This window comes from Brotocaccenecus cirricatena (genome assembly GCF_020687045.1).
Classification (GTDB): Bacteria; Bacillota; Clostridia; order Oscillospirales; family Oscillospiraceae; genus Vescimonas; species Vescimonas cirricatena.
The window spans coordinates 1-11,728 of the sequence record NZ_JAJEPW010000036.1; the positions used below are offsets into that span (position 1 = coordinate 1).

Consider the following 11,728-nt stretch of genomic DNA (forward strand, 5'->3'; position numbering starts at 1 on the left):
CCCCGCCGCCTGCTGCCCAGCAGCAGGCCCAGCAGGCTCACCAGAAACGCGCAGTGCAGGCCGGACACGGCGAACAGGTGGGAAAGTCCTGCCTGGGACATGGCCGTCTCGTCCGCCACGGACAGGCCGCCCCGGTCTCCGGTCAGCTCCGCCGTGACGAAGGCGGCGGTGGTCTCATCGTCCCAGATGGCGGCAATCTTTTCCCGCAGGGCCCGGGCCGTCCGCTGGGGCAGCCATCGCAGGCTCCCGGCACTGCCCGTCTCCTCCGTCACGTCCCCCTGGACATACAGCAGGGCGAACACGCCCCGGGAGGTGAAGGTGGTCACGTCGTTTTCGTGGATGCGCCCGGCATCCTGCCAGCGGGCGTAGCCGGTGATCCGCTGTCCCGGCTCCAATCGGGACAGCTCCTGGCCGCCGTAGCAGACCGCCTTGACGCCCCGGAGCCCCTCCGGATACACCGTCACCCGGCCGCCCTGCTCAGTCAGCTGGCCGAAGTCTGCCGCGACGGCGGAAAATTCCGCCTCCCGGCCGCAGCGCTCCAGCACCGGCTGCTGCACCAGGGCCTGATACCCGCCGAAATACAGCAGTCCCCCGCAGAGGGAGAACAGAATCACCGCCGCCCGCAGCCGCAGCTTGTCCGGCAGACGGCGGCGCAGCAGCACCGCCGCCAGGCCCATTGCTCCGCAGACGATTGCCGCCCACCAGGTCCACCCGGACCAGGGCAGCAGCACCGCCGCGAAAACGGCGGCGGCAAAGGACAGCGATATGGCGGCCAGCGTCCGCATGACGATTCCCTCCTCTGCAAAAATTTCTATCCGCATTATACCAGATTCCCTGTTCCGGAACAACCCCGCCGCCGCGCTTTGCGATTTTTTCCCGGACTTGTGCATGATTCCGCCGGTTCCGGCCAAACTATCCCTGTACCGCAGGTACAGAAGGAGGTGTCCGTCATGGACAAGTACCAGAACCAGAACCAGAATCAGAATCAGAACCAGAACCAGAACAACAACCAGAATCAGAATCAGAACACCCGTCAGAACCGCAATTCCAAGCAGAATCAGAACCAGAACAGCAATCAGAACCAGAACCAGAACCAGCGCTGACCCCCGCGACGTACAAAAAACGGCCCCCGGTACGACACCGGGGGCCGTTTGTCAGCGATTCAGTTCCGACACAGGCCGGTTCGGAGGGAAGCTTACTCCTCGTCCTCGGCGGGCTCGTCGTTCAGCAGAGCGCGGATGGACAGGGAGATCTTCTGCTTCTCCTCGTCCACGGCGGTGATCTTGGCATCCACCATCTGGCCCTCGGACAGAACGTCACCGGGCTTCTCGATGCGGCGGTCCGCGATCTGGGAGATGTGGATCAGACCATCCACGCCGGGCACGACCTCGGCAAAGGCGCCGAAGGTCATCAGCTTCACGATGCGGACGTTGGCCACATCGCCCACCTTATAGCTGTTCATGAAGGTGTCCCAGGGGTTGCAGGAGTGATCCTTGACGCCCAGGGAGATCTTGTGCTTCTCGGGATCGAAGGAGATGACGTACACATCCAGGGTGTCGCCCACGGAAACCACCTCGGCGGGGTTCTTGATGCGGGACCAGGACAGCTCGGAGATATGTACCATACCGTCCACGCCGCCGATGTCCACAAACACGCCGTAGCTGGTCATGGACTTCACGGTGCCGGTGTAGTGCTTGCCGACCTCGATGCTCTCCCAGATGGCAGCCTGGGCGGCCTGACGGGCCTCGTACTGCACGGCACGGATGGAACCCACCACCCGGCGGCGGGCACGGTTGACCTCGGTGATCCGCAGGGACACGGTCTGGCCGATCATCTCGGACAGGTCCGCGCCGCGGGGCTGGCCGCTCTGGGAAGCGGGAACGAACACGCGCACGCCCTTGACGTTGACGACGATGCCGCCCTTGTTCTCCTCGGTAACCTTGCCCTCCAGGGTGGTCTTGTTCTCGCGGGCCTCCTCGATGTCCTCCCAGACCTTCACGGCGTCCAGGCGCTTCTTGGACAGCATGGCATAGCCCTCCACGTCGTTGACGCGGATGATGTAGGTCTCGATCTCGTCGCCGACCTTCACCACGTCCTCGGGCTTCACGTTGGGATCAGCGGACAGCTCGTCCACGGCAATGTAGCCGGCCTGCTTGCAGCCCAGGTCCACCTGAACCTCGGTGGGACCAACAGCCGTCACGATACCGGTTACCTTCTCTCCTGTATTTAAAGTCTTGAAAGATTTGTCCAGCAGCTCCTCGAAGCTCTCTTCCTTGATTTCGTTGTTCTTGATTTCTTCGCTCATCGTTGTATATACCTCCTTAATGATGCCCGCCGGTGTGGACGCGCCGGCCGTAAGTCCCGCCAATGAACATCCAATAAAAAGGTCCGGTGTAAGCTCCTCCGCCCCCTCGATCTGGTACACTCTGGGGCACAGCTCACGGCAAATCTCTGTCAAATGTTTGGTGTTGGCACTTTTACGATCTCCGACCACGACCATGACGTCCACCCGGGAGGCAATCTCCGCCGCCTCGGACTGACGTCTATGCGTAGCATCACATATTGTATCAAATAATTCCGCGTTTGTACACAGTTTTTTTAGAATTTTTTTTGAACTTTCCCAGATGCTCCGGACGCAGGTGGTCTGGGCCACCGCCGTCAGGGGCAGGTCCCGGCGGGCCGGGTCCTCCAGCAGCCACCGCTCCAGCTCCTCCGGCCCCGGAAACACCAGGGTCCCGTCCCACCAGCTGGCCGCGCCCATGACCTCCGGGTGATGGGGCTCGCCGATGACCAGGGGCATGCGCCCGGCCTGACCGGCCCGGGACACGATATGCTGGATGTGCAGAACGTTGGGACAGGTAGCGTTGACGCACCGGGCCCCCATGGCCTCCAGCCGCTCCAGCACCTGCCGGGTCTCCCCGTGGGAGCGGATGATCACCGTGTCCCCGGGGCGGACCGCATCCGGAGAATCCACCTGACGGGCCCCCAGCCGTTCCAGCCGGGCCACCACGTTGGCGTTGTGGATGATGCTGCCCAGCATGACGCAGCTGCCGCTCTCCTGAGCGGTTTTCTCCGCCAGCTCCACGGCCCGGCGGACGCCGTAGCAGAAACCGGCGCTTCTCGCCTGGATCACCGGCATACGATCCCTCCCAATGCATAGGCCCGCCGCATGATCTCGTCGGCGTTGGCCCGGTATTCCTCCGCCGTGCCCTTGCGCCCGGTGTACACCGGGGTATAGGGCCGGCCGATGATGATGTGCACCCGATGGAACAGGCGCTTTTTCGTGTCGATGAACATGGGCACCATGTCCACCCCGGAGCGAATGGCCATCATGGCCGCGCCGCCCTTGACCTCCGCATGGCCCGGGTCCTTCACCCGGGTGCCCTCCGGGAAGATCAGCAGGTTCCAGCCCTGCTTCAGGCTCTGGATGGCGGTTTTCCCCGCCTGGATATCCGAGTTGCCCCGGTCCACGGCAAACACGCCGATGGCCTTGAGAATGCTGCCCAGGATGGGAATCCGCAGCAGCTGCTTTTTGGCCATGATCCGCAGGGGATAACCCGTCCATATGGCTGCCACGAACAAAATGGGATCCCAGGCGCTGCTGTGGTTGGCGCAGAGCATCACCGGCCGGTCCTCCGGCAGATTTTCCGTCCCCTCCAGGGAAATGGGGAACAGGAACCGCACCAGCGGCCCCAGGATTTTCTGAATCCGGACAAAATGCGGATTTTTCACAGCTTTGCCCGCCTCCTTATGGTCTCCAGCAGCAGGCGCAGACTCTCCTCAAAGGTCAGGGCGCCGGTGTCCAGCTCCACGGCATCCTCCGCCCGGCGCAGCGGGGCGATGGACCGGTGGGTGTCGGCATAGTCCCGGTCCACGATCTCCCGGAGCACCTGGTCATAGGGCTGGGAAGTGCCGCGCTGCTCCAGCTCCCGGAAGCGGCGCATGGCCCGCACCTCCGGCGCGGCGGTGAGGAAAATCTTCACCGTGGCATCCGGCAGCACCACCGTGCCGATGTCCCGGCCGTCCATGATGACGCTGTGACGCCGGGCCTGCTCCCGCTGCAGCTCCAGCAGGAAGTCCCGCACCGCCGGAATGGCGGAGACGATGGAGGCGTACCGGGACATCTCCGGCAGGCGGATCTGATCCGTCACGTCCTCCCCGGCCAGCATCATCCGCTGCAGGCCCGCCTGGTCATAGCGCATTTCCAGCTGCATATCCGGCAGCACCGCCGCCACGGCTCCGGCGTCCGACGGGTCGATCCCCCGGCGGTACACCCCGTATCCGATGGTGCGGTAAATGGCCCCGGTGTCCACATAACAGATGCCCAGCGCCGCTGCCGCCGCCTTGGCCAGGGTGCTCTTTCCGGCCCCGGAGGGGCCGTCTATGGCTACGGAATATTTTTCGGCCATGCTCATTCTCCTTCCGCCACGGCGGCGCTTGTCCCCGCCAGATGCCCGGTGGACCAGGCGATCTGCAGGTTGAAGCCGCCGGTATAGGCGTCAACATCCAGTATTTCCCCGGCAAAATAAAGCCCCGGGGTCAGCTTTGATTCCATGGTAGACGGCTGCACCTGGTTCACCTTCACGCCGCCGGAGGTGACGATAGCTTCCGCCACCGGTCTCGGTCCGGTAACGGACACAGTGAAGCCCTTCAGCATCTCCTCCAGTGCCCGGCGCTGGGCCTTCGTCACGGAGTTGGCCTTCAGCCCCGCCGGGATCTCCAGCCGCTCCAGTATCACCGGCACCATGCTGTGGGGTACCAGGCCAGCCAGTATCTTCTCGAAGTCCCGGTTGGGATTCTCCCCCAGGTCCCGCAGGATGCGGGCCTCCAGCTTTTCCCGGTCCAGCGCCGGCTTCAGGTCGATGGACAGACGGTACTGCTCCCGGTCCCAGTGCCGCAGGTGGGCGCTGGCGGACAGCACCAGAGGTCCCGACACGCCGAAATGGGTGAACAGCAGCTCGCCGAAATCCCGGAACTGCACCTTATTCTTCCCGTTCAGGGCCGTCAGCTCCACATTTTTCAGGGCCAGGCCCTGCATCCGGCGACAGGCATCGTCCCCGCTGACCAGAGGCACCAGGGAGCCGCAGGGCGGCACGATCCCGTGGCCCAGGGCCGCCGCCATGCGGTATCCGTCGCCGGTGGAGCCGGTGCCGGGATAGCTGACGCCGCCGGTAGCCAGGATCACCGCCTCCGCCGGGTAGGTTCCCTGCTGTCCGGTGACGCCGCAGACCCGGCCCCCGTCCGTGTCCACGGATACGGCCCGGTCCCGGACCCACTTCACACCCAGCCTTTCGCACCGGCGGCGCAGGGCCCCGGAAACGTCGAAGGCGCAGTCCGACTGGGGAAACACCCGGTTGCCCCGCTCGGTTTTCAGGGGGACGCCCAGCTTCTCAAAAAAGGCCATGGCGTCCCGGCTGTCGAACCGGGCGAAGGCCCCGTACAGAAACCGCCCGTTCCGGGGGATGTTCTGCAGAAGCTCCTCCCGGGAGCAGTTGTTGGTCACGTTGCACCGGCCCTTGCCGGTGATGTTCAGTTTTTTGCCCAGACGGTCGTTGGGCTCCAGCAGCGTCACCTGTCCGCCGCCCTCGGCGGCGGCGATAGCCGCCATCAGTCCGGCGGCTCCTCCGCCCACCACCGCGATACGCTTATGATTCATCTTCCGTTTTCCCGAATATGTTGTATTTGGACCAGACATTCTCCAGCTGGGAGAAGGTGCCGGATACTTCCTCGTTTTTCTGCCGCCCCACCGCCACGATCAGTGCGTTCAGCAGGCTCAGGGGAGCAGCCATGGAGTCCACAAAGGAGATCATGTCGCTGCGCACCAGCAGCGATACCGTGGCCATCCGGTAAAGGGGCGACATCTGCCCGTCGGTGATGGCCACCACGTCGGCGCCCCGGTCCCGGGCATACTCCACGGCGTGGATGGCCATCTGGGAGTACCGGGGGAAGCTGATGCCCACCAGCACGTCCCCGGGGCCGATCTGGCTGAGCTGCTCGAAGATCTCGCCGGCGGCGGCATTCTGCACCAGGGTGACGTTCTTGAACATCAGGTGCAGATAAAAGTTCAGATACCCCGCCAGAAATGCCGACGACCGCACACCCATCAGATAGATATGGCTGGCCGTCAGCAACCGGTCCACCACCTGGTCAAAGGCGGCCCGGTCCACGCTTTCGATGGCGGTGTGGATGCTGTTCATGTCCCGCTGCATCACGCCGGTGAGCACATCCTGCTCCTGCATCTGATCCCGGGACACCTGGATGCGCTGCAGGGACGTGAGCTTGCCCCGGACCAGCTCCTGCAGGGCCCGCTGCATATTGGGGTACCCGTCGTACCCCAGCTGGGAGGCGAACCGCACCACCGTGGACTCGCTGACCTGGGCCTTGCGCCCCAGGTGCCCGGCGGTCATAAACGCCGCCTTGTCATAATTCATCAGAATATAGTCGGCAATGCGCTTCTGCCCCCGGGAAAAGCTGTCCGTCCGGCTTCGTATGGTCTGGAGCACGTTTTTGCTCACGACTTCTCGCTTCCTTCCAAATCGCGCAGCTCCTGCTGCGTCAGATACCGCCACTGCCCCACTGGTAGGTCCCCCAGCGTCAGCGTGTGCTCCCGCACCCGCTGCAAGCGCCGCACCGCCAGTCCCGCCTGGCGGCACATCCGGCGGATCTGGCGGTTTTTTCCCTCATGGATGGTGACGGACAGGGCGGCCTTGCTGCCGTCCCGCCATAGTTCCCGGACCCGGGCCGGGCGGATGCGCTCCCCCTCCAGGTCCCGGATGGCGGCCAGCCGCTGGGCGGCCCCCTCCACCGGGCCCGTCACCGTGACCCGGTATTCCTTCTCGATCTGGTGGCTGGGGTGCAGTAGCCGCTGCATCCAGGCCCCGTCGTTGGTCATCAGCAGCAGGCCCTCGGAGTCCATGTCCAGCCGCCCCACAGGGTACACCCGCGCGCCGCAGCCGGACACCAGCTCCGCCGCCGTCCGCCGCCCCCGCTCATCGGACAGGGTGGTGACATAGCCCCGGGGCTTGTTCAGCATCAGGTACACCCGGCGGGTGTCCCGCCGCAGGGGCTGGCCGTCCACCGTGACGATGTCCGACTCCGGGTCCGCCTGGTCTCCCAGGGCGGCGGACTGTCCGTTGACCCGGACCCGGCCCTGCCGCAGCAGCTCCTCCGCCGCCCGGCGGGAGCATATCCCGGCAGCCGCTATGATCTTTTGCAGTCGCTCCTTCACGGCGTATCCTCCCGGCGGTGGTCCGCCGTCTCCTGCCCGGCGGGTTGGGCAAAGCCCCAGTCATACAGGGCGGCATGATCCGCCCAGTCGTTGCCGTCCTGCAGGGTGACAGCCACCAGCCGCCGGCCGTCCCGTTCAGCAGCGCTGACCAGGGTCCGTCCCGCGGCTCTGGTGTAGCCGGTCTTCATGCCGATGCACCCGGGCACCGCCCGCAGAAGCCGGTTATGATTGGTCATGGTGCGCCCGCCGATGGTGACGCTCCGGGTGGAGCACAGGCGCACAAAGGTATGGTTCCCGGCGGCATAGGCCGCCAGACGGGCCATGTCCCGGGCGGTGGAATAGTGGGCCTGGCCGTCCAGACCGCTGGGATTTTCAAAGGAGGTGTCCTCCATCCCCAGCTCCCCTGCCAGGCCGTTCATCCGCCGGACAAAGGATGCCGTCCCGCCGCAGCCGTCGGCCAGGGCCTCCGCCGCGTCGTTGCCGGAGCACAGCAGCAGGCCGTACAGCAGCTCCTCCACCGTCACCCGCTCTCCGGGCTTGAGGTACATGGAGGAGCCCTCTGTCATGTGTTCCTGCTTTACAGTGATGACGTCCGTAGGCGAGGCGCGTTCCAGCGCCACCAGGGCCGTCATGATCTTGGTGGTGCTGGCGATGAGCATCCGCCGGCCGCCGTTGTGGTCAAACAGCACCTGCCCGGTGTCCGCGTCCATCAGCACGGCGGCAGAGGCGCTGGTGGACACGCCCCACACCCGCACCGGCGTCAGGCACCACCACAGCGCCAGCCCCACCAGCAGCCACGTCCGTTTTCTCAATGAGATCACCCCGAATCCATCCGTGATGACCCCATCTTATTCACTCAGAACGTCTCTTTTGCCGCTTTCTTCTTGTCGATGAAATTCTCCACCCGGTCCATGACCTGGGGCACCAGGTCGATGACCCGGTCCACGGTGCCCACGGCGGGCAGGGCCACGGGCATCACCCGGGTGACGCCGTCCTTCACCACCAGGAAAGCCACCGGCTCCACCTTGACACCGGCGGTGCTGGCGCCGCCGAATTTGGGGGCCTGCTTGCCGTAATCGCCGCCGCCGCAGCCGAAGCCGAAGCTCAGCCGGGATACGGGAATCAGGGTCACGCCATCGGGGGTCTGGATGGGCTCGCCGATGATGGTGTTGGAATCCACCATATCCCGGATCTTGCTCATGGATGCCTCCATCAGCTCCGTCAGGGAATTGTTCTTTCTCTCATTGTTTTCCATGGGTGTCATCCTTTCGTTTTTATATCAGGCGCTTTTTTCATCGTTGGTCACAGGTTCCTGGGGCTTTTCGGGATTTTCGGCCTTCTGGGCCTCCTCCCGGGGCTTTTTCTCCTTCTTCCACCGGAGCAGCCACTTCAGCACCGGGATGCCGAAGGCAAAGCCGATGGCAAACAGGTCCCGGATCTGGAAGGACAGGCCCACCTCCCCTTCCGCTTTGATTTCGGCGGCGGAATAGTCCACGTCCAGGTGGATGTAGGGATCGGGGATCCGCATCAGCTCCTCCAGCCGGGGCATAAAGGTCCACACCGCCGCGCTGATCCAGCCGTAGGTCTCGGCGGAGGCGGCAGGGTCCGGTTCCCCGCCCAGGACCAGCGACAGGCGCAGGGGGTCCACCCGCAGCCGCTGCCGGGTCTTTCGCAGGGCCCCTTTCAGGGACTTCCACAGATACGGCAGGGCCGACCGGATATCGCCGGGCGTCAGGCCCAGCTTCCGCTTCTCCCGGGGCGCTGCCTTCTGCTTTTCGGGTGGATTCTTTTTCTCCTTGTGCTTTTTCTGTTTTTTGGGCTTTTTCGGGGGACTCGGCACGATCTGTATCCGCACAGGCCCCGCCACGGCGGTGACCCGCAGCTCCTGCCCGAAGGCAATGCGCACCCCCACCCGCAGAAACAGCACCGCCACGATCAGTGCCAGCAGTATGCCCAGTATCCACAGTGCAACCATGTGGGGTCCCCCTTCTATTGCTTATTGTTCCGACTCCTGAACGGCGCCGTCGTCATCCAGCCGCAGCTGTCCGTCGGCCTCCAGGCCCGGGATCTCCGGCAGATCGTCCAGCGAGTTCAGATGAAATGCCCGCAGAAACGCCTTGGTGGTGCGGTACAGCCGGGGCCGTCCCGGCACCTGCAGCCGCCCGCACTCCTCGATCAGGTGCCGGTCCAGCAGCAGGCCCACGGTGTAGGCGCTGTCCACGCCGCGAATTTGGTCCACATAGGCCCGGGTGGTGGGCTGATAGTAGGCGATGATGGTCAGCACCTCCAGGGCCGGCTGGGACAGCTTCGCAGGCTTGCGGATCTCGAAGGCCCGGCGGATCAGGTCGGCGTACTCCGGAGCGGAGCACAGCTGCCAGGTATCCTCCATCCGCACCAGGCGCATACCCCGGCGCTCATAGCTGTAGTAGTCCGCCAGGCGGCGCAGCACCTGGTCCACGGTGTCCCGGTCCAGGTCCAGGGCCACGGCGATGCGGTCCGCCGCCACCGGTTCCCCGGAGGCGAACAGAATTCCCTCTACCGCGGCCTCTATTTCTTTCATTTCCATTGCTTCCATGTTTTATTCCTCGGTGTTTTCCGGGTCCTCCCGGCAGGTAACGGTGCAGTCGGCGGCGGGTCCGGCCAGCCGGATGATCCGGCTGCGGCACAGCTCCAGCACCGCCATAAACGTGGCCACCAGCTCGCTGCGGCTGCGGCTGCCCCGGAACAGCAGCAGAAACCGGGTGATGCCGCCCTCCTTCAGCCGCCGGACGATCTCCTTGGCCTTCTGCTCCACGGAATAGGGCTCCCGCCGGACGATCTCGTCAAAGGCCCGCAGAGGCGGCGTTTCCGCCTGGCCCCGGCGGTCGGTGACCTCCTGCATGGCGATGACCAGGTCGGCGGGCTGCTGGTCGTATTCATATACCTTGCCCCGCTCCATAGGCTCGGGGTCCCGGGTCAGGATGCTGCGGCCAAACTCGCCCATGGGGCCCAGCAGCTCCGCCAGGCGGCGCACCCGGGCATAGGCCTCGCCCCGCTGGCGCTCCGCCAGGGACTGGATCAGGGCGTCCATCTCGTTTTTTGCCTCCTCGTCCTCCAGGGACAGGAGCATCCGGGTCTTGATATACATCAGGTGGGCGGCCATGGTCACAAACTCGCTGGCCACCTCCAGGTCCATCTCCTTGCGCCGGTCCAGATACGCCAGATACTGGTCCAGGATCAGGGCAATGGGGATGTCCTGTATCTCGATTTTATTTTTGCTCAGCAGGAACAGGATCAGGTCCAGAGGCCCCTCGAAATCCTGAAGCTCCTCTTTCCCCTGAACCACCTTTTCCAGCTTATAAATGGGACTTTCCAATTGCCTGTACCCTCTTAAAAGCCGACCACGCGGCAGAATAGCTCATAGGTCCACTGGATGGCGGCGCTCATCCATCTGTCCCCCACGCCCAGCAGCACCACCGCCCACAGCAGCAGCATGCCGTATCGCTCATAGCGCAGCATGGTGTTGTAGGCCCGGTCAGGAAGCAGAGAGAACAGCACCTTGCTGCCGTCCAGCGGCGGGATAGGGATCAGGTTGAACAGCCCCAGGCCCAGAGACAGGATCGCCGTGGTCAGCAGAAAGGTCAGCAACCGCTGGTTGGCGGCGGAATACGGGGCATAGTCATACACCAGCCGTCCCGCAAACAGCAGCACCAGCGCCAGCAAAAAGTTGGACACCGGCCCCGCCAGGGCCGTCAGGGCCATGCCCTGCTTGGGCCGGCGGAAATACCGGGGGTCCACCGGCACGGGCTTGGCCCAGCCGAAGCCCACCGTTACCATCATCAGCAGGCCGAACCAGTCGATGTGGCGCAGGGGGTTCAGGCTCAGCCGCCGGGCCCGCTTGGCCGTGGGATCCCCCAAAGCCAGCGCTGCCAGCCCGTGACACGTTTCATGCACCGTCAGGCACAGGAACACCGACACCAGCCGCAGAACCATATCCCGCAGGGAGCCAAAGTCCAGCGCATTCCACAAATTTTCCAGATATCCCACAGGGCTTCCTCCCCAAATTAGCATATAAGTGCATTATATCAGAAATTCTCTTCGATTACAAGCAAAAAAGAACAGCCGCCCGCCGGGGCGGCTGTCCTGCCGATATTTGGCCGTTTTTTCAGAGCTTCCGCACCGCCACGTCGCACAGCTGCACGCCGATGCCCCGGCTGCGGACGGCCTGGTTTCCCTTATCCAGCAGCTTTTCGCGATTTTTGGTCACCAGCTGCACCAGCAGCTGGTCCTTCTGCTCCTGGCTCATGGTCCCCAGTACCGTCCGGGCCACGGAGGCCGCCACGTCCGGGTTCCCGGCCAGGACGTTTCCCAGGATGCCGCCCTTTTCCTCCCGGCGCAGCTTCTCCGCCACCGCAGGGATCAGATACTCCGCAATGGAGTCATAGTCGATGTCGTCCACCAGAATACGCAGTTCTAACATAGGTTCTCCTTTTGTAAAAACCGGGCTGGGTTTCACGCCCA

Annotated in this window: 15 protein-coding genes; 1 reads left to right on the forward strand and 14 read right to left on the reverse strand. The window is 64.2% G+C overall.

Going from position 1 to position 11,728, the window contains the following annotated elements:
• On the reverse strand, positions 1–785 hold a 785-nt coding region (locus LKD37_RS11415), incomplete at its 3' end, for a ComEC/Rec2 family competence protein (protein WP_302929331.1).
• Between the two features lie 165 nt (positions 786–950).
• On the opposite strand from LKD37_RS11415, the gene LKD37_RS11420 reads away from it, so the two are divergent.
• Positions 951–1,103: a hypothetical protein gene (locus LKD37_RS11420; protein WP_302929332.1), complete on the forward strand. Its 153-nt coding sequence runs from the start codon at positions 951–953 to the stop codon at positions 1,101–1,103.
• 92 nt (positions 1,104–1,195) lie between these two features.
• Here the strand turns inward: LKD37_RS11420 and LKD37_RS11425 are convergent, their stop codons facing one another.
• The 13 genes from LKD37_RS11425 to LKD37_RS11485 form a co-directional block, all read right to left on the reverse strand.
• Entirely contained in the window at positions 1,196–3,139 is a 1,944-nt protein-coding gene (locus tag LKD37_RS11425; protein ID WP_302929333.1) for a bifunctional 4-hydroxy-3-methylbut-2-enyl diphosphate reductase/30S ribosomal protein S1, read from the reverse strand.
• Entirely contained in the window at positions 3,130–3,732 is a 603-nt protein-coding gene (locus LKD37_RS11430; protein ID WP_302929334.1) for a lysophospholipid acyltransferase family protein, read from the reverse strand. Before LKD37_RS11430 ends, LKD37_RS11425 begins: the two co-directional genes overlap by 10 nt.
• Positions 3,729–4,409, reverse strand: coding sequence for a (d)CMP kinase (gene cmk / locus LKD37_RS11435; RefSeq protein WP_302929335.1), 681 nt, complete (start codon positions 4,407–4,409; stop codon positions 3,729–3,731). Before cmk ends, LKD37_RS11430 begins: the two co-directional genes overlap by 4 nt.
• A 2-nt stretch (positions 4,410–4,411) precedes the next feature.
• Positions 4,412–5,656 carry a BaiN/RdsA family NAD(P)/FAD-dependent oxidoreductase gene (locus tag LKD37_RS11440; protein WP_302929336.1) on the reverse strand — a complete coding sequence of 415 codons (1,245 nt, stop codon included), beginning with the start codon at positions 5,654–5,656 and terminating at the stop codon, positions 4,412–4,414.
• Positions 5,646–6,515, reverse strand: a complete 870-nt coding sequence (locus LKD37_RS11445; protein ID WP_302929337.1) for a MurR/RpiR family transcriptional regulator — start codon at positions 6,513–6,515, stop codon at positions 5,646–5,648. The genes LKD37_RS11440 and LKD37_RS11445 overlap by 11 nt, the downstream gene beginning before the upstream one ends.
• The gene (locus LKD37_RS11450; protein WP_302929338.1) at positions 6,512–7,228 is read right to left on the reverse strand and encodes a pseudouridine synthase; all 717 of its coding nucleotides are present in this window, start codon (positions 7,226–7,228) and stop codon (positions 6,512–6,514) included. Before LKD37_RS11450 ends, LKD37_RS11445 begins: the two co-directional genes overlap by 4 nt.
• Positions 7,225–8,040 carry a D-alanyl-D-alanine carboxypeptidase family protein gene (locus LKD37_RS11455; protein ID WP_302929339.1) on the reverse strand — a complete coding sequence of 272 codons (816 nt, stop codon included), beginning with the start codon at positions 8,038–8,040 and terminating at the stop codon, positions 7,225–7,227. The genes LKD37_RS11450 and LKD37_RS11455 overlap by 4 nt, the downstream gene beginning before the upstream one ends.
• Before the next feature lie 44 nt (positions 8,041–8,084).
• Positions 8,085–8,483: a GerW family sporulation protein gene (gene ytfJ, locus LKD37_RS11460; RefSeq protein ID WP_302929340.1), complete on the reverse strand. Its 399-nt coding sequence runs from the start codon at positions 8,481–8,483 to the stop codon at positions 8,085–8,087.
• A gap of 24 nt (positions 8,484–8,507) precedes the next feature.
• Complete coding sequence (locus LKD37_RS11465; RefSeq protein WP_302929341.1) at positions 8,508–9,203, reverse strand: hypothetical protein; 696 nt, start codon at positions 9,201–9,203, stop codon at positions 8,508–8,510.
• Positions 9,204–9,224: 21 nt separating this feature from the next.
• Positions 9,225–9,788 (reverse strand): SMC-Scp complex subunit ScpB, encoded by a 564-nt coding sequence (gene scpB, locus LKD37_RS11470; RefSeq protein WP_306414463.1) that lies wholly within the window; start codon positions 9,786–9,788, stop codon positions 9,225–9,227.
• Between the two features lie 18 nt (positions 9,789–9,806).
• A complete protein-coding gene (locus LKD37_RS11475) occupies positions 9,807–10,583 on the reverse strand; it encodes a segregation and condensation protein A (RefSeq protein WP_302929342.1) in 777 nt (258 codons plus the stop codon).
• Between the two features lie 14 nt (positions 10,584–10,597).
• Positions 10,598–11,254, reverse strand: coding sequence for a site-2 protease family protein (locus tag LKD37_RS11480; protein WP_302929343.1), 657 nt, complete (start codon positions 11,252–11,254; stop codon positions 10,598–10,600).
• 118 nt (positions 11,255–11,372) lie between these two features.
• On the reverse strand, positions 11,373–11,687 hold the full coding sequence (locus LKD37_RS11485) for a hypothetical protein (protein WP_302929344.1): 315 nt from the start codon (positions 11,685–11,687) through the stop codon (positions 11,373–11,375).
• Positions 11,688–11,728 lie beyond the last annotated feature (41 nt).

Coding starts and splice junctions, on each gene's coding strand:
- LKD37_RS11420 (WP_302929332.1), top strand. CDS start 951: ATGGACAAGTACCAGAACCAGAACCAGAATCAGAATCAGAACCAGAAC.
- LKD37_RS11425 (WP_302929333.1), bottom strand. CDS start 3,139: ATGCCGGTGATCCAGGCGAGAAGCGCCGGTTTCTGCTACGGCGTCCGC.
- cmk (WP_302929335.1), bottom strand. CDS start 4,409: ATGGCCGAAAAATATTCCGTAGCCATAGACGGCCCCTCCGGGGCCGGA.
- LKD37_RS11440 (WP_302929336.1), bottom strand. CDS start 5,656: ATGAATCATAAGCGTATCGCGGTGGTGGGCGGAGGAGCCGCCGGACTG.
- ytfJ (WP_302929340.1), bottom strand. CDS start 8,483: ATGGAAAACAATGAGAGAAAGAACAATTCCCTGACGGAGCTGATGGAG.
- LKD37_RS11465 (WP_302929341.1), bottom strand. CDS start 9,203: ATGGTTGCACTGTGGATACTGGGCATACTGCTGGCACTGATCGTGGCG.
- scpB (WP_306414463.1), bottom strand. CDS start 9,788: ATGAAAGAAATAGAGGCCGCGGTAGAGGGAATTCTGTTCGCCTCCGGG.
- LKD37_RS11485 (WP_302929344.1), bottom strand. CDS start 11,687: ATGTTAGAACTGCGTATTCTGGTGGACGACATCGACTATGACTCCATT.